The 19,519-nt window shown below is 38.8% G+C and carries 19 protein-coding genes; 4 read left to right on the top strand and 15 right to left on the bottom strand.

What is annotated here, in order from left to right:
• Positions 1–28: 28 nt before the first annotated feature.
• Together JBW_RS19855 and JBW_RS19860 are read right to left on the bottom strand one after the other, a co-directional pair.
• Positions 29–1,540 carry a catalase gene (locus JBW_RS19855; RefSeq protein WP_235334061.1) on the bottom strand — a complete coding sequence of 504 codons (1,512 nt, stop codon included), beginning with the start codon at positions 1,538–1,540 and terminating at the stop codon, positions 29–31.
• Positions 1,541–1,965: 425 nt separating this feature from the next.
• Positions 1,966–2,613, bottom strand: coding sequence for a bifunctional 2-keto-4-hydroxyglutarate aldolase/2-keto-3-deoxy-6-phosphogluconate aldolase (locus JBW_RS19860; protein WP_007956297.1), 648 nt, complete (start codon positions 2,611–2,613; stop codon positions 1,966–1,968).
• A gap of 324 nt (positions 2,614–2,937) precedes the next feature.
• On the opposite strand from JBW_RS19860, the gene JBW_RS19865 reads away from it, so the two are divergent.
• Positions 2,938–3,798: a MurR/RpiR family transcriptional regulator gene (locus JBW_RS19865; protein WP_007956298.1), complete on the top strand. Its 861-nt coding sequence runs from the start codon at positions 2,938–2,940 to the stop codon at positions 3,796–3,798.
• A 114-nt stretch (positions 3,799–3,912) separates the two neighbouring features.
• Here the strand turns inward: JBW_RS19865 and JBW_RS19870 are convergent, their stop codons facing one another.
• The 7 genes from JBW_RS19870 to JBW_RS25450 all read right to left on the bottom strand — a co-directional run bounded on the left by JBW_RS19870 (position 3,913) and on the right by JBW_RS25450 (position 8,871).
• Positions 3,913–4,578 carry an HAD family hydrolase gene (locus JBW_RS19870; protein WP_007956300.1) on the bottom strand — a complete coding sequence of 222 codons (666 nt, stop codon included), beginning with the start codon at positions 4,576–4,578 and terminating at the stop codon, positions 3,913–3,915.
• Positions 4,579–4,773: 195 nt separating this feature from the next.
• On the bottom strand, positions 4,774–4,935 hold the full coding sequence (locus JBW_RS26140; RefSeq protein WP_327078739.1) for an HAD hydrolase-like protein: 162 nt from the start codon (positions 4,933–4,935) through the stop codon (positions 4,774–4,776).
• A gap of 7 nt (positions 4,936–4,942) precedes the next feature.
• Entirely contained in the window at positions 4,943–6,205 is a 1,263-nt protein-coding gene (locus JBW_RS19875) for a class II D-tagatose-bisphosphate aldolase non-catalytic subunit (protein ID WP_007956301.1), read from the bottom strand.
• An 88-nt stretch (positions 6,206–6,293) separates the two neighbouring features.
• Entirely contained in the window at positions 6,294–7,391 is a 1,098-nt protein-coding gene (locus JBW_RS19880) for a PTS fructose transporter subunit IIC (RefSeq protein ID WP_007956303.1), read from the bottom strand.
• Positions 7,388–7,696, bottom strand: coding sequence for a PTS fructose transporter subunit IIB (locus JBW_RS19885; protein WP_007956305.1), 309 nt, complete (start codon positions 7,694–7,696; stop codon positions 7,388–7,390). Before JBW_RS19885 ends, JBW_RS19880 begins: the two co-directional genes overlap by 4 nt.
• A gap of 208 nt (positions 7,697–7,904) precedes the next feature.
• Complete coding sequence (locus tag JBW_RS19890) at positions 7,905–8,351, bottom strand: PTS sugar transporter subunit IIA (protein WP_007956314.1); 447 nt, start codon at positions 8,349–8,351, stop codon at positions 7,905–7,907.
• Positions 8,352–8,571: 220 nt separating this feature from the next.
• Positions 8,572–8,871, bottom strand: coding sequence for a hypothetical protein (locus tag JBW_RS25450; RefSeq protein ID WP_007956316.1), 300 nt, complete (start codon positions 8,869–8,871; stop codon positions 8,572–8,574).
• Positions 8,872–9,010: 139 nt separating this feature from the next.
• Here JBW_RS25450 and JBW_RS19900 point away from each other — a divergent pair, with 139 nt between their 5' ends.
• Positions 9,011–9,409: a helix-turn-helix domain-containing protein gene (locus JBW_RS19900; RefSeq protein WP_007956319.1), complete on the top strand. Its 399-nt coding sequence runs from the start codon at positions 9,011–9,013 to the stop codon at positions 9,407–9,409.
• A gap of 238 nt (positions 9,410–9,647) precedes the next feature.
• On the opposite strand, the gene JBW_RS19905 is transcribed toward JBW_RS19900, so the two are convergent.
• The 3 genes from JBW_RS19905 to JBW_RS19915 all read right to left on the bottom strand — a co-directional run bounded on the left by JBW_RS19905 (position 9,648) and on the right by JBW_RS19915 (position 13,046).
• Complete coding sequence (locus JBW_RS19905; RefSeq protein WP_052697340.1) at positions 9,648–10,973, bottom strand: reverse transcriptase domain-containing protein; 1,326 nt, start codon at positions 10,971–10,973, stop codon at positions 9,648–9,650.
• Between the two features lie 23 nt (positions 10,974–10,996).
• Positions 10,997–11,596 carry an SLATT domain-containing protein gene (locus tag JBW_RS19910; protein ID WP_007956322.1) on the bottom strand — a complete coding sequence of 200 codons (600 nt, stop codon included), beginning with the start codon at positions 11,594–11,596 and terminating at the stop codon, positions 10,997–10,999.
• Positions 11,597–12,056: 460 nt separating this feature from the next.
• Positions 12,057–13,046 (bottom strand): hypothetical protein, encoded by a 990-nt coding sequence (locus tag JBW_RS19915; protein ID WP_007956324.1) that lies wholly within the window; start codon positions 13,044–13,046, stop codon positions 12,057–12,059.
• 1,209 nt (positions 13,047–14,255) lie between these two features.
• Here JBW_RS19915 and JBW_RS19920 point away from each other — a divergent pair.
• Both JBW_RS19920 and JBW_RS19925 read left to right on the top strand, forming a co-directional pair.
• Complete coding sequence (locus JBW_RS19920) at positions 14,256–15,446, top strand: MFS transporter (protein ID WP_158453473.1); 1,191 nt, start codon at positions 14,256–14,258, stop codon at positions 15,444–15,446.
• Positions 15,447–15,837: 391 nt separating this feature from the next.
• Positions 15,838–17,382 carry an IS1182 family transposase gene (locus JBW_RS19925; protein ID WP_144408417.1) on the top strand — a complete coding sequence of 515 codons (1,545 nt, stop codon included), beginning with the start codon at positions 15,838–15,840 and terminating at the stop codon, positions 17,380–17,382.
• 435 nt (positions 17,383–17,817) lie between these two features.
• On the opposite strand, the gene JBW_RS19930 is transcribed toward JBW_RS19925, so the two are convergent.
• From JBW_RS19930 to JBW_RS19940, 3 genes are all read right to left on the bottom strand, one after another.
• Positions 17,818–18,069, bottom strand: a complete 252-nt coding sequence (locus JBW_RS19930; RefSeq protein WP_045820635.1) for a hypothetical protein — start codon at positions 18,067–18,069, stop codon at positions 17,818–17,820.
• A 189-nt stretch (positions 18,070–18,258) separates the two neighbouring features.
• Positions 18,259–19,101 (bottom strand): enoyl-CoA hydratase/isomerase family protein, encoded by an 843-nt coding sequence (locus JBW_RS19935; RefSeq protein ID WP_007959492.1) that lies wholly within the window; start codon positions 19,099–19,101, stop codon positions 18,259–18,261.
• A 31-nt stretch (positions 19,102–19,132) separates the two neighbouring features.
• Positions 19,133–19,396 (bottom strand): hypothetical protein, encoded by a 264-nt coding sequence (locus JBW_RS19940; protein ID WP_036681728.1) that lies wholly within the window; start codon positions 19,394–19,396, stop codon positions 19,133–19,135.
• Between the last annotated feature and the right edge of the window lie 123 nt (positions 19,397–19,519).

Raw genomic sequence — 19,519 nt, forward strand, 5'->3', positions numbered from 1 at the left:
AAGTTCGTAGGCAGGGTAGCATCAAAATTTATATGTTCAGATTTATCCCCTGTGCAATTCTGCTGCCAAGTTCATGATCTACCTGCATAAAATGTTCAATCATTCTCCTTTGAATAGGCTCGTAGGCTTGATTTAAATTTTCTACAATATTTGAAACCAAGTGTTTCTTTTCAATCACCGACATCATCCGATACCTGCAGCCGGCTTGATAATAATCATCACCTGTTATTTCTGATCGAGCCACATTGCCTGAAACAAACTCCTGAGGGCGTTTCCCGATCTCAGGTGCTGGCATGGGCATCCCACCGCCTAACGTACTGGGTAAATAGTTAGCAACACCTTCACTGTACATGGTTTGCATGGCTCCATCCTGCATCTTATTAGCAATTGGCCTTCTAGGCATATTAGTGGGAAGTGCTAAATAATTAACCCCCATACGGTATCGTTGCGTATCTCCATAGGAAAAAATACGACCTTGGAGTATTTTATCATTTGAGAAATCGATACCCGGTACAATGGCCGCAGGAGAAAAGGCAGATTGTTCAACTTCAACAAAAAAATTATCAGGATTTTTATTTAGCACCATCCTGCCTACCGGCATTAATGGAAATAAGTCCTCTGGCCAAATATTAGTAGAATCCAATGGATCAAATGGTAGATTGCATTCATCTTCCACTTTCAGGATTTGTACACGCATCTCATATTCGACAGCATGCCCTGCGGCAATGGTATCAAACAAATCCCTGCTCGCTACGTCAGGGTCACTACCGGCAAGTTGAACTGCCGTCTTACTGTCTATGTATTCAACACCAGCGCAGGGTTCCCAATGATACTTAACATACACTTCCTCCCCCCGTATATTCACCCACTTATAGGTATTAACTCCATACCCTTGAATGGTTCTATAGCTTTTGACAGTCCCATTATCCGCAAACAAGTAGGTAAGAAAATTCATAGACTCCGGCCTTAGAGACATGAAATCCCAGAAACGGCTGGCAGCTATCGGTCCACCTCGGACATTCGCAACTGGATCTGGCTTTAAGACATGAACTAAGTCTGGAAATTGAATCGGGTCTCTGAGGGGAAACACCGGAATATGGTTGCCAACAATATCATAATTTCCTTCATCTGTATAAAATTTTACGGAGAATCCTCTGATATCCCTCACGGTATCTGCCCCACCCAAAGAGCCGCCTGCTACTGAAAACCTAACAAAAACAGGGGTTTTCTTCTCTGTGTCCTGTAAAAAATCTGCCTTAGTTAATGAAGCCATTGATTTATAGGGTATAAAAAAACCAAAAGCTCCAGCTCCTTTCGCATGTAGTACTCTTTCAGGAATCCTCTCCCTATCAAAATGAGAAATCTTTTCGAGGAAAACAATATCCTCAAGTAATATTGGACCCCATTCACCTACAGTTAATGATTGTTGATCATTAGTAACAGGTGTCCCCTGATTGCTGGTAAGATAGCGTTTCTCCATTTTCTTTCTCCCCCACATTACAAATTCTTTTATAATATATTTGATTTGGGGACTACTCATGAATAAGATTTTTAAGCTACCTCCTACTTTGCAGTTTTATAGAAAAAAGGTACTTTACCTCTAGTGTAAAGTACCTTTTTTCTACCAATTTGAAGATGGCAATAGCCACTTCATTTATTTTAGCATTTTTCTTTATTCTGCTTGTCATTTTTCTTATTTTCATTATTAAAAATCTCTTTTGCAAATTCAACATTTTTGTTTTGCTTTTTTTGTTCTTGCTTACATTCTTGTTGTTTCATATTTATCACCTCCAATATTATTATTGCCAGATCTTTAATTAAAATCAGATGAAATATAAACCTTAATTGTTATTTCTTGAAATAAAAAAGCTCGCGAAATTTGCGAGCTTTTTTACTTTGAATGTCATTGGTAAAAAGCAATTCGTGCTGCAACTCTGCCAATTATTCAAGAGTCCTATTCGTTGTTTATTTGGAGGATCGGGCCTTAGCAATCTCTTCTAGGAATTTCTTGGCTGTTGCTGTAATTGCAGCATAATCCCCGGTCTTAGCACCAGCTGTTAAGCTGCTGCCAGCACCGACTGCCACGCAGCCAGCCTTAATCCATTCTTGAACATTGCTAACATTAACTCCACCAGTCGGCATAATCTGTGCCTGAGGCAAAGGACCTTTTATGGCTTTGACCATAGCCGGGCCAAAGAGTTCCCCTGGGAATAGCTTAACGATGTCACATCCAGCTTCCATACATTCAACAACTTCTTTTATCGTCATAGCTCCGGCCATCATCGGAATTTGATACCGATTGCACAAACGCACAGTTTCTTTATTCAGGCATGGTGAAACTATATATTGTGCCCCGCTGAGAATAGAAATACGAGCTGTTTCAGGATCAAGGACTGTCCCTGCCCCAATAATTAATTCCTCTGGGGAATAGGCTTTCGCCAATTCTTCCATAATATGATGAGCATTTGGTACCGTAAAAGTCATTTCGATAGCCTTCATGCCGCCAGCCAAGCAAGCCTCTGATATCCGCTTAGCCTGGTCCCCGTTTTCAGCTCTTACCACTGCAACTAAACCGGATTTACAAATTTGTTCAAGCACTTGTTGTTTACTCATAATCAATTCCCCTTTTCATTTGCAGCTATCTGCCAAAGCAAGTAGCCTTTATGTTTTTCCAACGATACACATCACCCGTTTTTTACAAATCATTCTCAAAATTGATAATTCAATATCATTTCTTAAATACTTTTTGATAGATTCATGTAATTTATATTTTATTCGATTTATTCGTAAATCGCAACATTTTTATGATATATTCCAATCATTTTAGTTTTAATTTTAGATAACACTCTATCATTTATATATACAACTTGCCTAGATTTTGCATTATTGTTACAATAATACAATGAAACAAATTAAATTGAATGATGAGGAAATGCTATGCCTGGAACAAACCTACCAACACTATGTCTGCCTCTTTTGCGTAGCAGCTATCAGAGTTTTACTAAATCTGAAAAGCGGGTTGCCAGTTTCATTATAGAACGACCCCATGATATTATTCATATGACTATTTCTGATTTGGCGGAAGCTACAAAGACTGCTGAAGCAACAATTTCTCGTTTCTGCCGTAAATTGGGATTTCATGGTTTACAAAGCTTAAAAATTGCCTTAGCTAGCGAAATACTCAGTCCTCTGGAATCTACCTATCAGGAAATACAGCCTACTGATTCATTTGAAACGATGGGGACCAAAATATTTAACAGTATTTCCGAGGGTTTACAAGATACACTGAAATTACTTGATTTTGATGCATTGCAAAAGGCTGTTGCAATTCTTAACCATGCCCATAAGATTGATATTTATGGCTTTGGTATTTCAGCAGTAATTGCCTCTGATATCGAACATCGTTTCATACGTTTTGGCATACCAACAAAGGCCTATTCCGATTTGCATATGCAGCTTATTTCAGCATCCATTTTAGAACCGGAAGATGTAGTAATCGTCGTATCACACACTGGGGCTAATACTGATTTGCTGAATTCCGTGGAAGTTGCAAAACAAAGCGGAGCCCAAGTCATTGCAATTACCAGCCACTTAAAATCGCCTCTTACTAAAAAAGCTGATCTCGTTCTGCACGGCATGAGCCGGGAAGTAAATTATTCTTCAGAATCAATGACATCACGCCTGATTCATATGGCAATTGTAGATCTTTTATATATGGGTATGATATTTAAAGACCAGGATAAATTCACCAATAATCTTAATAAACTGCGGCTGGCAATTGCCAACCGTAAAGAATAGTTCCCTGCTAGTTCACCATAAATAAAAATCTGGACACCATCAAAGAAGCTGCCTCTCATACTTTTGTATTGGAGACAGCTTCTAGTTAATATAGGGAAGGAACGCATTGAGATTTCATTGTCCATACGAGTCATTGAGCTGTCCCTCGACTCGTTCTATTTCCGTTTTTACAATATCCAATAATTCTTTTGGATGGCTTAACTTTATCTTTGCATTTAGATTTGGATCTTTTGTCCCCCATAAGGCAAGCGCGAAATCAACACCTGCATGATGGGCACTTTGCATATCATAACTAGTATCACCGATATAAATCGTCTCAGCTGGAGATGCTTGGGCAAGTTCCAAACACTTTAATATAGGTTCTGGATCAGGTTTATGTTTAGTAGTGTCATCAGCACAAACGATATAATCAAAATAATCATGTAATCCAAATGGATAAAAATCGTCAAGTAGTTCTTGTTTCGTTTTGGATGTAACAATACCTGTCTTGATTTTTAGGTCGTGCAGGTATTTTATGATTTCCTCTAAATCAGGAAATACCCGTATAGAGTTATAAAATTCTTTTAAATATTCATTCCACTTTAGACATGCTTGGTCAGTATCTGCAATGTTTAGCTGTCGTAAGGCGACAGATCCCGGAATTCCTAATACAAAAGATAATTCATCGGCTGGGTAATCCATACCTGTTTCTACTTTTAATAGTTTTTGTAACGAACCGATAACCGCTTTTTCCGTATCAATAATGGTTCCATCAATGTCAAAAATTAAATATTTGTACATGATTCATCCTCCATCCCATTCATAGGGGCTGCACATGTTGCAGACTAAATGTAATACTATGCCTACTACTCTATTTACCATTAAAATACAAAAACCCTGCAAGTTCTTTTTTAAAACGGCAAAAATGTCTTTGACATGGGAGTACGATTGGCAACAGAGAAGGCTAACTAAGATGTGTTTTAGTTAGCCATTCCTCTACTTTTGCAAAATTTTCAAAATGAACTCATACAGATTGCCATAGGAAAATAAATAGCCCGGTATCCCAGCAGCTCGGGCCGCATCAATATCCCGCTGCATATCACCGATGAGAAATATCCTTCCCCCTCCCTCTTTAACACATAGAGATAAAATGCGTATTCATTCCTTAATGCAGCAGCTTGCTAGTCAGTCCTTCCAGGTTAAAACATTGTACATATCGATCAATGGAATTTTTGATCTTATCCAGCACATAACGGTTACTGTCAATCCCTAACGTCTTCATATTCTCATACAGCACTTTCATTTCACGCTTTACTTCTTCATGTTCATAGGTGTAGTGACCACAAATTTCACATATGGTTGCTGTCAATTCTGCCTCCCCTAGAATTGCTTCTACAGACAAATGTACATCATCACCAATCACCCATTTTTTCCATCGTCCACTATTCACAGCTTCTTCTGACATGACTCTTTTCAAATTTGACTTTACAGCTAATCTGCCATTTTCAAATTCCTTTTCTTCTAAGCGAATGAGTTCTAAGTAGGCTTTCGTTTCAATATAGCCAAATTCAGGTGCCACATTCATGGCAGTAATATTAAGGGATGGATGGTCTAGAATGATATAGTCATCCAGATAGTCCCCATTATGCTCCTTTAAGCCAACTCCGTATTTTTTTGCAGTATCCGCCAGTAGTTTTGAGCTATGATAATTAAACTCTCCCACATTTTTCGTTAATCTAGTCAAGGTCCCCGTCTGTCCCACGATAAATACGGGGATAGGAAGTCCTCGCTTAGACAGTTCGGTAGTCAACTGCTGGATAAATATCTCATAACTCTCCTGGCTAGTGAGGCCTCCATTGGTTTCCTCAGTGCCTACTTCATAGCCAATCTCCGGCAAGCTGCGATGCTTTCTTTCCATCTCCACATATTCAATGAGGTTGATCGTTCTTCGAAGGACGACCTCCATGTCAATGGATTTCCCAATCACATAGGGATCTTTGGTCGGATCAATATGCAGTAAATCAAAGCTATTCACCAGATCTTCTACATACGACTTTTTCGCCAATTCCATGGCAAGGGCTTCCGGCAAATGATTATTGCGCTCATTATCCCGCTGCCAAGGTCCGCCATGATCGCGGCACAAATAATATAGCCCTGTAAAATCGACCGCTTTTGCAATCTCTGCAATGGCCTCCTTAAAGCCTCGCTGATCCCAGTTGCATACATAACCGCCCCCCAGTTCCTTCGCATCTACTTGATTTCGGCTGGCGATAAACAGGATCGGGAAATCCTTTTCCTTCGCTAATTCTAAGGATGCGACAATCAGATTTTTGGACATGGGCCCAATTCCGAGCAAGGTCGTGCGAAAACCCGTTTCTTCCAAGGTAAATATCTTATCCATTACTTCACGTATATTCATTTTATTCATTGTAATAATCTCCTCTACAAAATACCATTATGGAATCATTTTATGTACCAATTGCCAAAGAGTTCCTTTTTTTCTTTATCCCGAATTGCTAACTGTCATTGCGAGTGCCAGCGAAGCAATCCCCACCTGCAAGCCTAGAAGTTTCCTTCCTTACATCCACCTTCAAGAAATTTACCATCACGGCTGTAACCACTGTGCCGCAAAAGATTCCTAAGATATAAAACATTGGATTATCAACCACTGGCAATACAATGGGACCCCCATGGGGCGCATGATCTGCCACTTTCCCTAAAGCTCCAATGACGGCCCCCACTGCCGAACCTGTCATGATGGAGGGCAGTACTCGCAAGGGATCAGCGGCGGCAAAAGGAATGGCTCCTTCGGTAATACCAATCATCCCCATTGCCAAGGCTGCTTTACCCGCTTCTAATTCTTCCCCGCTATATTTCTGCCTTGCCAGCAAAGTAGCCAGCCCCATTCCCAAGGGAGGCGTACAAATGGCGATACCGATGGGTCCCATGACCGTATAGACCCCTTCCGCCATCAGACCAAAAGCAAACATGCAGGCGGTTTTGTTCACAGGACCACCCATATCAAAGGCAATCATCAGACCTGTAATAATGGCGATCACAACAGCCCCCTGCTGGCTGATACTTTTCAGGCCATCCGTAATCCCGCCCATCACCGAAGCAATAGGTTGTCCCAGTAAATAAATATAAGTAAGTCCAACAACTAAGGAACTCAAAATGGGAATGACAAAGATAGGCATTACAGGACGTAAGTAACTGGGAACCTTCCAGCCTTTGATCCATTTCACGATATACCCCGCAAACAGCCCCATGACCAGCGCACCGAGAAAACCAGCCTTATAGGGACTGTCAGCGATAGGCTGATTTGCCAGATAACCGCCAATCATTCCAGGAACTACCCCTGGCTTGCCTGCAAGACTATAGGCAATATAACCAGCTAAAATGGGAATCATCAAGGTAAAACCTGCTACACCGATATTCAAGATATGATTGGCTAAGGCACTGGTGACCTCCATCCCCTTAGCTCCCGGTGTCCCCGTTGCCAAAGCTCCAGCAATACAAATACCACCCACCACTACGGATGGAATCATATAGGACACACCTGTCATCAGATGGTTCTTGACTTTTTTCAGTTCATCCACTACGAATTCACTCATACCTGTTCCCCCTTCTTCTCTGCCCTTTCGATCACGGCCATTGGATTTTCAATGGCTTTACCCACTTCCACCGTGATGCTTGGCTTACCGTTAAATCGTTCTTCCCCTTCCACATTAACACCCACGGCAAAGATAACAATATGGGCCTCCTCCACATCCCTTGGCGACAGCTCATTTTCTATTCCCATGGCTCCTTGAGTTTCAATCTTGATATCATGCCCCCTAGCCATTGCCACTTTCTCCAATGCAGCCTGAGCCATATACGTATGAGCAATCCCCGTCGGACATGCACATACAGCAATCATTTTCAAAGTACTCCCCTCCTTCTTATTGCAAAAAACATTACGATCTTTTGAACCACAAAGGTGCAATTGCGCTACCACGCAACACAAAGGAAACACGAGGAAGACATTAATATGAATTACTTTGTGTTCTTTGTGTCTGTGTGGTTTTTACTTAATTCCCCTCTAGAGAGGGGTGCCCGCAGGCGGGGTGTGTCGTTGTTCTCTCCTCCTACAACCCCATTTCCTCAAATATTCTCATGACTTCGCATACATCCCCAGCCTGTTCCAGCCTTTCCCGATACGAGTCATTCATCAGACCTCTACTAATATTGGCTAAGATTTTCAAATGCAGATCACTGGCTTGCTCTTCTGGTACACCAATTAGAAAGATAAGTTTAACTCCATGTTCTGATCTACTGTCCCAAACGAATTCTTCCTGGCTTCTGGCAAAAGCGATAAAGGGAACCTCTACATCGCTGCATTTGCCATGAGGAATGGCAATACCATAACCGATAGCAGTAGGAAATAACACTTCTCGGGCAAAAACCGCCTGTGTAAACCTTGCAACATCACAAATACGACCAAGCGACTTTGCTTTTTGGGCTAAGGTTTCGATGATTTCAGCTTTGTATTTCGACTGCATGTTTAATTCGATCAGTGATTCATGGATGATCATTTTTTGCCTCCCAGTCTTTTTTTTTGTAATACAAGGATGTAAGAAGATCTTTAAAGATTGTCTACAAAAATGGATTTAGTATTTTCTTTTCGATATACTATAGGTACCAACCTAGGGCGTAAAATTTACTACACTCCCTTCATTTGCAATTACTCCTGCAAATAAAATTTATCTTTCTTTAGGTTCTTGTAGAATAATTTGGTTGAATTATAAGGATTGCCTATTGGAAATTCTTCATCACCTCTTTAAGTTGCTTTGGCTTTCCCTTTTCGTTACGCTCTCGTAAATCAGTAACTAAAAAAAATAGATCATTAAACTTTAAACCTGGAAAGGCTGTTAACGCACCTGCTATAAATTCTCCACCTGGATCATTATGACGAGGATCATCATCCGGTAACCGCACTCGCCATATTTGGGTTGTTGACACACTCATTTTTATTGCTAACTCTCCATCACTCCATTTTTCCTTTTTAACTACTTCATTAAATTCAGCAAGTTTCAATTTAATTTTGTTAGCCATCCTATCATCCTTTTATTACGCCCTCGTAAATATAATAACACATTCATTACGAGACCGCAATAATTTTATAATAACATTTACATTCTCGTAACATTACGTAGACGCAATATTATTGTTATAATAAAAAGGGAGGTGTATCATGTCTGAAATAGGAAAAACAATTGATAAACTTCGCTTAGAAGCCGGATATGAAAGTTTAGGACAACTACACAAAGCCTCAGGCGTGACTATTGCCACTCTATCTAGAATAATTAATAACATTCAAAAACCAGGACCAGCGACATTAAAGAAGCTTGCTCCCTGTCTTGGTGTCTCACATGAATTTCTCTTAAATATAGCTGGACATATAGAATCAAATTCCCAATTCACTCAATCTACAAATGAAAAAACACCCAAGGATTTAATTAATTTCCTCGAGCAGTCAGAAGTCCTATTTGATGGCATACTACTAACTAAAGAAGATAAAGAAAAAATCAAAGCGGCACTTGAAATTATCTTTTGGGATGCGAAGCAACAAAAGAAGCGGAAAAAATCGTAAAACGATTTTTCCCGCTTCTTTTTAGCCCTTACAATTGGCACTTAATTTAGTGGCATTAATATAAATCTATAATGACTGACAACCTTTATGCAAGACGACACTCAGAGATAAGCTTTTTTACATCTCCGAATAAACATAAGCTCCCTGTTCTACTAAGTGTACTATTTGCTATTGTTGATGATTTAGAGGTTGATATAATCCAGTTTTCTATGCCAATTAAAGAAAAAAGTAATAGCATCTAATATCGGTCACGCAGATTTTGTATATCTCTTTCTAGTTCTCGTACCGAGCTAAAAACAATGCATTTAAAAGCATGAGTAATATTAACTTCATTCCACTCCGGTAATTCTACTTCCATCTCTTTTAAAAATTTCTCTTTATCTACCAATAGGAAATTGTCGAAATTCGGAATATATCCTGTTTCATTCAAATTATTAATCATTTCATGATAAGTCCTTACAAACCTTTTTATTTTTTTTCCATCAAGTTTTGTCTCAAGTTCAAATCTCTTAATTAGTTTTTTTATAATCCAGTCGAAATGAAATAAAATCGAAAGTTGAGTTATTTGGGAGAAGAAGAAAACCCATCCATATTTCTTGTTATCACTTATACATCCCGTTATTCTGAGATTGAGTTTCCACAAGAAAAAAGACGTTCTCTTAAAACCTGAATTTTTATAATCTATAAATAAATTTTCAAGTGAGTTCTCTAACTTTCTTTTAGATTTTTCTCTCACTGAAACAATAGGTCCTTTAAATGAGTATCCCAGATAGGAGAATTCTTTAGTAATTTCATGTGCTTCAGTTTTTTTAGCATTTACCTTTAGTGAGTAGTTGCTTTTTATTTCATTAAGGATATCTTCTTTAATTTGTTGATAATTATCTGCTCTGCAAAGAATAAGTATATCATCTACAAACCTAAAATATTTTAGATTGTTTAACTGTGAGAATTTCTTATCCATCTGAATTAAATAAATACTGGATAATATATTGGAAATAGGGAGCCCTTGTGGTATTCCACGCTTATTCTTTTTACACTCTTTAGACTTACACTTATCTAAAACAGTAGGTGTTGTTATAGCTCCTCTGATAAGTTTTAACACCTTACGGCTTTTAATTTTTTTATTTATCTGAGCGAATAATATCTTATGATTAATAGATGGATAGTAATCTTTTATATCAAGTTTAATTACATAATTATATTGAGAAATACACTGTTTTATTTCCTCAACAATAGGTTGAATCATTCTATGTTGTACTTCCGGCGAAAATACATCTTGAATAAGAGTTCTTAAAATCCTCAAAGTTAATTTATCTCTGATTGTCGGAATTGAAATCACTCTTGGTAACTGTTCACGATTCTTTAATATTAGAGATTCCTTATAAGGACTAAACTTATAAGTTTCATTTAAAACTTTCTTGTGTATACTCTTTACATATTGAGTTAATTTTCTATCAAAAATTCTTTTATTGATTCTGTCAATTCCAGGGGCAGAGCTGAAATTATGTTCCAAATAGAATTGTTTTATATTATCTTCACTAAATTTTTGCTTCAAAATATCCAAAGTATTATCAGCATTAATTTTAATCACCACTTTATATAAGTATAGATAACAAAAAGTGGACCAATGAAGCAAATTAGCATTGTTATAATTTCTTTCGCTTTAAAATAAGTATACTTTACTTTACAAAATTTTGTCATTGTTACATCCTTATCATCGCATATTGCTTTTAAATAATCATAACCAGTGTGATTTTCAGCTTCTTGTAAAAGTGATAAATATTTTTTATCTAATTCAGCCGCTTCATTTATTAATTTATCCTTTTCAATAAAATTTTCCTGAAAATCGGCTTTCAGTTTATTCATATCTTTTGACAGCGCATCTAAGGCTATGTAGTTATATTTCATTTTAATTGCTCTTTCTTTATAAGCTTTTGATACAATAAATGTTGAATACATAGTCAAAGCGATAGACGAAATTAAGAGAATTAACGACGCTTTCGATTCATTATTTTGACTTGTTTTCTCTATGAAAAAGACCCATATCGATAAAGCTGTAATTATTGCAGAATAATAGATGAGTAGAGCTTGAGTAAATGAATCATTTGAATCAAGTCTTTTTGACGCCTCTATTCTACATAGCCTTGTAATCCATATTTTTTTTGAAATATTATCTATATACTCCACTATAAAACCCTCCATAAATAGTAAACGGGGCTTTCTCTTAAGATGAACTTAACATCCGTACTTCTACGAATCAACAATATCAAATTTTGATATTGTTAAGAAAAAACTTATTGTGTTACTATTGATTAATATTCTTTTAAAAAAGAATCATTTCTCCACTAGGGAGAAATAAGAGAAAACCCCATAATTATTTTACAATAAGTTCTAAAATTTTAAAACATTTTTTAAAGAAAATGTTTTTCTAAGAAGCAAAGTCGAGTAGAGGCAGACCTCACGATCTAGCCCTCCGGGTAGAAGGGCTACGCAATTCGGAAAGAAGCAGAGGGACGGACGGTTCGTTTACAAAACTCCTGCAAGGCTAGGTTGCTTTGCAGGAGTTGGTCGTATATCACTATTAACTCTAAAATATCAAGTATGATGTCAATTAAGATACTTCTTATTAATCTCAAATGTATATATTTTACTGAATAGTACTTCTCATTGTAAAAGGATTTGGTAGATATTCTTCATAAGCGATTAGAAGAGATTGAATTACACTCGCTTCTACCATCTTTATATCTAAACCCGAAAATGCCTCACTGACTAATTGTAGTTTAAACACATCGGTAGGCAACAACTCGTCGGGGGGCACTTCTTTTTCCCCAACGAATGTATAAGGATAACCATCGTCTTCTTCTGATTCCTTTTTTTCTGTCACTATCGAATAAATCTCGCGTTGGTACGATATCTCATACCACTGATTAGATATATTTCGATAGTAAATTTTGATGAGTAAGTCAGTTCCTGGATATGGGTGATCTGACGGTCTATTCTGGATTCGATCCATATTTAAATCATTAGAAATTCTTAAATCCTCCAACAGTGCCTCGATTTCCTTTGTCTCAAAGCGCATTCTGCATTCGCATTTTTTACCAACCTCTAAGTGCGGTTTATAGCTGGGAACAAACTCCATAGGAACCAAAGATGACGCCCTTTGCTGTGTGTGCTTAAGTACAAACCAGGCAAACCCATAGATTGATATTGCGGGGCCATTCCCTATATTCTTCACTTCAACTGTGATATAGAGTTGACGGCGGTTTTCATAGAAGCAATCAGTGCCTATAGTTCGTTTAATAGATGGACTAAGGCAGGGGTGATTTGCTTGCTTCAACTGCAATTTCATAGACGCAACCATGTCTTGGTTTGTTTCTAAAGCTATTTGTGAACATGTGGCAGACTGCTCAGCTAAAGCAGTCGCCCTCTCGGAAGCTCTCATTTGGCGGTAAGTAAAGATAACATAGACCGTTGTCACGATTGCAGCAATAGTGCTAATGAGAAGACCGATTATATTGGCATAGTTATTATTAATGGACTTGAGTTGCTCCCAAGAAACTCCCTGAACAAAAAACTTTGCCCCCCAGCCCACCAATATCCCTACAACTAAACTAAGAATGTATTTAATAACACTCATAACTTACCTCCGATTCTATATAGCGGTATACCATATTTCTATCCTATTTACCATTAAAATACAAAATTCCTGCAAGGCTAGGCTGCTTTTCAGGGTTTTGTCATTTATATTGTTTTTTGATCAGCTCTAACTATTGTCTATTCCTCTATCATTGCATGTCAAGGGGACATGTCAAGGGGACAGGCCCTTTGACACTTGCACCTTTCTTACCATTTCACGGTTTGAATGGGACAAGGGAGCAGGTTCTCTATCCCACTATAAGGGACACAGGGACAGGTTCCTTGTCCCATTCAAAATCGATAAGTTCCTAATTGTCTTTCTATTACTACGTCAACGAAAAGAGAAGCCACTATAATAAACTTACTAACTAATTTATTATAGTAGCTTCTCTTTATCAATGCTAAATCCTGCTAAAAGAGTCAGGGGACAGTTCTTCGACTCATTAAGACGATATCCCATATTTCTTTCCTATTAATTAGTATTTGAAATTCCAGTTTTATTTCCCCATTATCTCTTTTCTTATTTCTTTCAGGTCTGAGGAAAGGACTGTCTCTCATTCACTAACAATTGATTTTGGTATTTCAAGAGTGTCAAAGGGACGGGGTTGTCGACAGCCTCTCAATAATTCCAGTGTCGATAACCCCGTCCCCTTGACATCTTCTTAATTAGGTCAAAATATTTCGTTGCCCAAATTGGGCTGCTAAATCCCATTAGATTACAGGGATCTATGTAGAGCGAAGAATTCCGCTGAAATACGATTGAAAACAACATCCCTGTCCCTGTGTTTCTGTAAATTTTAAATTGATATTTTTTTAAACTTATAGTAATATTTACTAAAATATATCAATTAAAAACTGTGATAGAGAGAGTATCTATTTATAAACCTAGCAGAGATGGGACGTCATCGGCTGAAAGCGTCCTTTAGGAGTGAATAGAGAAGACCACTCTTGAGTTGCATGCTGAACAAAGTGTTTCAACTTTCAATAAGCATAGCCGTAAACCTAGCGTTACTTAGGTATTTAAGCGATGTTTAAAGTGACATTATTTCACTTGGCATAAGCAGGGTGGAACCATGCGAGCAAAAGCTCTCACCCCTGATTTCTTCAGGGCGAGAGCTTTTTATATTATATAAATAAAAATCATCGTACAAAGGAGCCGCTTATGAGAATAAATCAGTACAAGTTTAACCAATTAGTCTGGATTATTATTATGGGGATTTTTTTATTGAGAATTGGTACATCTATGAGCATACCCTTCATGTCAATATATTTGCATTTTACATTAGGTATCAGTTTATCTGAAACAGGTCTGATCGTCGGTGCATCATATATTTCACATACATTCGGTGGCTTCTTTGGTGGCGTTTTATCTGATAAATATGGTAAACGTTATATGCTTGGACTTTCATTATTTTTATATGCTTTAACGTTTTGGGGCTTTGGCTTAAGTGGTACCATGCCATTAGAACCAAGCATAATTAGTATTTTATTTTGCATTATAAATATTTTTGCCGGATTATTTCGTGTATGGTCTGAAACTATGGCACAAGCCATGCTATCTGATATAGTGGAAGAATCGGAAAAGTTAGCAGTTTTCAACATCCGCTATACTGCTGTAAACGTGGGTGCTGCAATCGGCCCTATTATTGGTGCAATGATTGGTGTATCAGGAACCATGTTAGGCTTCTATATTGCTGGTGCCTTATGTATGTCCTATTTTATTTTGTTTATGATAAAATCAAAAACTATTAATTCAGTAAAACCAAGCGGTATTAATATAAGATTTAGTACTACAGCTAAGACATTGGTCGATGATAAAGTTTTAAGATTTTATATTATTGGTGGAATATTTGCGTTTTTATGTTATGTGCAGCTAGAATCAATATTAGGGCAAATTCTAATGCAAAGGTTTGGTCATGCTGATGTATTTACAATCATATTAGTTGTTAATGCAGTAACGGTGATTTTTTTACAAATCCCGCTTGTTAATTACTACTTGAAAAAATATTCCCCTGTATATCTGATGAAAGTTGGTTGCGTGTTTATAGCGGGAGGCCTTATGGGTACAGCATTTTCTGGAATGTATATACCTTTGTATATTATCAACCAAATTATATTTACCATAGGAGAAATCTTCTTGTTTTCAATCGGTGGTATCTTTATGGATAGTATCGCACCAGAAGAATTAAGAGGCTCATATTTTGGCTGTATGGGATTTATGTATCTAGGTAAATCCATCGGTCCAATCATAGGAGGAGCTTTACTTCAGTATTTAGGTTCAGAACAGGCACTCTGTATTTTTGCTCTCATTTCATTAGGTACAATATGCTTTTATACCCAAATCGAAAAGCATATTGTGGGATCGAATAACAGCAATCTGATTTTAAATAAAAGTATATGACGACACTTTGTAAAAAACTCTCCGAGGCTGTAAAAAAATTTTGTGTAAATAAGTATGAATACTCTTCCTTTATGGCAAAACAAGACGCGGGGACGAAACAAGACGCGGGGACGGTGGTTCTGTCCTGCAATTTCTTTCAACAATTCCCTTATTAGCAGATACTACCTCCATCCCCTTGTCCTTTTCTCTAATTCTATACCTTTTATTTTTCCACGATCTATTCCTACAAAAAAACAAAGGGGCTGTCGCGCTAAGACAACCCTAAAAAACAAAAGACGGCAACCAGCAGTAGCTGGAAGCCGTCTTTTGTTGTAAAATCAAGTTTGTGAAATCTAAGAAATTACAACTAGATTATACAGTAGACTCAAATGTATATCAACTAGTAATACCGATGGACATTGGCGAAATGATTCCGGCAGATGATTCGGTGCGGTTGCTCAACGCGGTGCTAGAAAGGATGAATTACAGCAAATTGTACGCTGCGTACTCCCGAATGGGGAGAATCGAGATGTCACCGAAATGTCTGTTCAAGATACTTGTATATGGATACATGAACGGCATCTATTCGAGCCGCAAGCTCGAGCAGGCATGCCGGCGGGACGTCAACTTCATGTATCTGCTAGGCCGGAGAAAAGCACCAGATCACGCGACGATCGCACGGTTTCGCAGCGAACGGCTGGCAGAGGTCGTGGACGATCTGTTTGCCCAGCTTGTGCAACTGTTGACCGATGCGGGAGAACTGTCGCTGTCAAGCGTTTTCATAGACGGAACCAAATTGGAGGCCAATGCGAACCGATACAGCTTTGTCTGGAAGAAATCGACGCAAAAAAATGAAGAGAAGATGCAGAAGAAGATGAAAGAAGAGTTGCCGGCGCTAGCAGCGGAGTTTGGGATTCGCTTTTATGTCGGCCAGGTGATAAAGCCCAAAGACCTAAAAAAGCTGCGCAAACGGCTAAAAGCACTGCAAGCTGAACGCCGTATTGTTTTTGTTCACGGCAAAGGACAGCGTAAGACTTCGCTGCAGCGGGCGCTTCAAACGGTAGACCAATACCTTGCTCGGCAGAAAAAGTATAATGACTATAATCATAGCTTTGGAGAACGCAACAGCTTTTCCAAGACGGACAGAGACGCCACCTTCATGCGGATGAAAGAAGATCATATGAAAAATGGTCAGCTTAAACCGGGCTACAACGCGATACTGGCGGTGGACGCGGAATATATAGTATCCACAATGATCGGTCAGGACCGAAGCGACAGCCAAATGTTGATCCCGATGTTGGAGACGCTCAAGGGACTGGGGTATACAAAACCCGTAGCGGATGCGGGCTTTGAGAGTGAGGAAAATTACACATGGTGCGAGCAAAACAACCAAATCGCATTTATAAAGCCCGCGAATTATGAGAAGGCCAAGACGAAGAAATATAGGGCAGACATCGGCAAGCGAGAGAACATGCACTACAATGCAAAGACCGATAGCTACCTATGTCACATGGGGCGCCCGATCCAGGCAGCTTATGAAAAAAAGACCCGATCTAAGGCCGGATATCCCATCGTGACAACCGTATACACCTGTCCAGATTGTGCCGGCTGTCCGCATAAGGCCCAATGCATCAAGGGAGCGAGCAAGACTCCCCTCGAAGAACGAAGCAAGAACCTGTATGTATCCAAAACCTTTTTGCGTCAACGTGAAGAAATGCAGGCACGTATCAAGGGTGAGGAGGGTGTTATGCTTCGGATGAACCGCTCCATTCAGGTGGAGGGAGCTTTCGGGGTGCTCAAACAGGACATGGGATTTCGGCGATTTCTGATGAGGGGCCGCGTAAAGGTGCAAACCGAGTTTCTATTACTATGCATGGGGTATAACGTAAACAAGCTCCATAACAAAATCCAAAGCGACCGGTGTGGGACCTACTTGCATATTCCAAAAGCATCCTGACCAATTCATATCGAGTTTTTCTTAGGGGAAGAGGCTTCCTCTATTTTGTTGTGTCCATAAACTGGCTCTTGTCTCCTTTTTTTCATTCTTCCTACTGTTTTTCCTTCCTTTTTGCTCAAAAAAGGCGTGTCGCATTGCGTTTTTTCAAAAAACGTTTTGCGACACGCCCTTCAATTATCTCTTTACTTGAAAATTATGTTTTTATCAATAGGATGTATCCTACAATACCCATAACCTAATTCCTCAATTGACCGATTATCCTTGATAAGGGAAAAACACAGAAAAACACAGGGACAGGGACTATGTTTCATGATTGAAAACAACATCCCTGTCCCTGTATTTCTGTTGAGTTTTGATGGGTGAAAATCAAATTGTAAATGCTGGTAAATAAAAATAACCGCCTCGCTCGAAAGCAAGACGGTACCTTTTTCTAAGTTATTTTTTTTGCTCCTTAATTCGCTCTAAAATACCAGTTTCTCGTACTATTTTAGATAATGTTTGGTTATCGTACAGCCATTTTGCTTGGGATTCTTCGGGATTCAAATATTCAAATTGCAGTCCATTATTCTCTACATTTTTTTGGAATTCCGGCTCAGCAATGATAGCTTTTATCTTACAAGGGGACGGGGTTATCGACAGCCTCTCAATAATTCCAATGTCGATAACCCCGTCCCCTTGACATCTCACTGTTGTCGATCACTCCATAGAAAAAAACAGGGACAGGGACTATGTTTCATGATTGAAAACAACATCCCTGTCCCTAGAATAATGCGACAGAAACCAACCGTCCCCTGTCGCATTATTTTCTTCTGGTAGAAAGTTGCAAAAAAGGAACGTCCCCTCTGTCATTATTTCTTTACTTTCAACACCAATTTACTACTCTTGATCTTTTTTGCCCATTAAACGTCCTTGCATTTTTATGAGTCTCTCAAGAACACCTTCTTCATCAATGGCCATGTCGTACATTTGGTGAGTAAGCTGGAACCCTTGATCACTGACCAGGGCTTTTTTCCAAGGACGGGATATAATTGAATGTGAAAGATGTCTCGCTGAACGAGGTGCCTGCATTATCATCTCCGCAAGTTCCCATGCGCGAGGAAGAAGCTTTTCGCGGGGCAGCACTTCACTAACTATGCCTAGGTCCAATGCTGTTTGACCATTGATATTCTTGCCAGTGTATGCGTAGTATGCTGCTTTCTTAAAACCTATCATGTTCTGCAGCGTAAGCAACATTCCATCACCAGGAGGTGTGCCTCCCAGAAAATGCGGATCAAAAAAATCTGCGTCTTCTGTACAAATCGTAATATCGCAGAGAGTTGCGATTTCACAGTGCGTTCCCGGGCCATTTATCGCCCCGATTGTGGGGATGTCAATGCAGAATATCATATTTTCAAGCAGTCTCATCGATTCATGATACTGTTCGAGTTTCTTTTGCTTAGGCCAATCCATAAATTTTGTTTTCCAGACATCGGGGTTTCCTACTACCCATTTATCCCCTGTTCCAGAAATAATCATTACCTCGTTTTCATGGTCGCGGCCAATATCTGACCATGCATGAGCCCATGCAGTATGGGCTTCCCAAGAATGTTGATACGGCCCTCCGTCGGTGTGCAATCGCACCTCGATTATTCCGTCACGACGGCTCATTAATAAAAAGTCTTTGTACTTCTCCGAGTACTCTTCGAATTTTGTTGGTCCAATCATACAGCTCTCTGACATTTCAATTCCTCCTTGTTTTGTTTAAAATTTATCAATTATTTTCAAGCCAATCTCTGGCGAAAGCAGCTCGTCTTGTTCTTTCCATGTTCTGCAATTCGGTAGGCATCTTAATATTTGCATACTTTTGTATCATTTTCTTAGTATCTTCATCTGTTATGCTTTTTACTTCCTTAATTTCAATACAATTATCATCAGCTTGTTCATTCATATATTTTTTAAAACCGGCAATAGATTTTTCGCGTTCTTCAGCAAAAATATCTAAGAAGAAAACACAGGGACAGGGACTATATTTCATGATTGAAAACAACATCCCTGTCCCTGTGTTTCTCCCTGTGTTTCTGTTGAGTTTTGATGGGTGTAAATCAAATTGTAAATGCTGGTAAGTCAAGACCGCCCGCTTAGCGGGCGGCTTGTTCCA

Source organism: Pelosinus fermentans JBW45, from assembly GCF_000271665.2.
In the GTDB taxonomy this organism is placed as follows: domain Bacteria; phylum Bacillota; class Negativicutes; order DSM-13327; family DSM-13327; genus Pelosinus; species Pelosinus baikalensis.

Excerpts from the sequence above, each read along its gene's own strand:
- JBW_RS19855 (WP_235334061.1), bottom strand. The coding sequence starts at position 1,540 with ATGAGTAGTCCCCAAATCAAATATATTATAAAAGAATTTGTAATGTGG.
- JBW_RS19860 (WP_007956297.1), bottom strand. The coding sequence starts at position 2,613 with ATGAGTAAACAACAAGTGCTTGAACAAATTTGTAAATCCGGTTTAGTT.
- JBW_RS19865 (WP_007956298.1), top strand. The coding sequence starts at position 2,938 with ATGCCTGGAACAAACCTACCAACACTATGTCTGCCTCTTTTGCGTAGC.
- JBW_RS19870 (WP_007956300.1), bottom strand. The coding sequence starts at position 4,578 with ATGTACAAATATTTAATTTTTGACATTGATGGAACCATTATTGATACG.
- JBW_RS19875 (WP_007956301.1), bottom strand. The coding sequence starts at position 6,205 with ATGAATAAAATGAATATACGTGAAGTAATGGATAAGATATTTACCTTG.
- JBW_RS19880 (WP_007956303.1), bottom strand. The coding sequence starts at position 7,391 with ATGAGTGAATTCGTAGTGGATGAACTGAAAAAAGTCAAGAACCATCTG.
- JBW_RS19885 (WP_007956305.1), bottom strand. The coding sequence starts at position 7,696 with ATGATTGCTGTATGTGCATGTCCGACGGGGATTGCTCATACGTATATG.
- JBW_RS19890 (WP_007956314.1), bottom strand. The coding sequence starts at position 8,351 with ATGATCATCCATGAATCACTGATCGAATTAAACATGCAGTCGAAATAC.
- JBW_RS25450 (WP_007956316.1), bottom strand. The coding sequence starts at position 8,871 with ATGGCTAACAAAATTAAATTGAAACTTGCTGAATTTAATGAAGTAGTT.
- JBW_RS19900 (WP_007956319.1), top strand. The coding sequence starts at position 9,011 with ATGTCTGAAATAGGAAAAACAATTGATAAACTTCGCTTAGAAGCCGGA.
- JBW_RS19915 (WP_007956324.1), bottom strand. The coding sequence starts at position 13,046 with ATGAGTGTTATTAAATACATTCTTAGTTTAGTTGTAGGGATATTGGTG.
- JBW_RS19920 (WP_158453473.1), top strand. The coding sequence starts at position 14,256 with ATGGGGATTTTTTTATTGAGAATTGGTACATCTATGAGCATACCCTTC.
- JBW_RS19925 (WP_144408417.1), top strand. The coding sequence starts at position 15,838 with ATGGACATTGGCGAAATGATTCCGGCAGATGATTCGGTGCGGTTGCTC.
- JBW_RS19935 (WP_007959492.1), bottom strand. The coding sequence starts at position 19,101 with ATGTCAGAGAGCTGTATGATTGGACCAACAAAATTCGAAGAGTACTCG.
- JBW_RS19940 (WP_036681728.1), bottom strand. The coding sequence starts at position 19,396 with ATGAAATATAGTCCCTGTCCCTGTGTTTTCTTCTTAGATATTTTTGCT.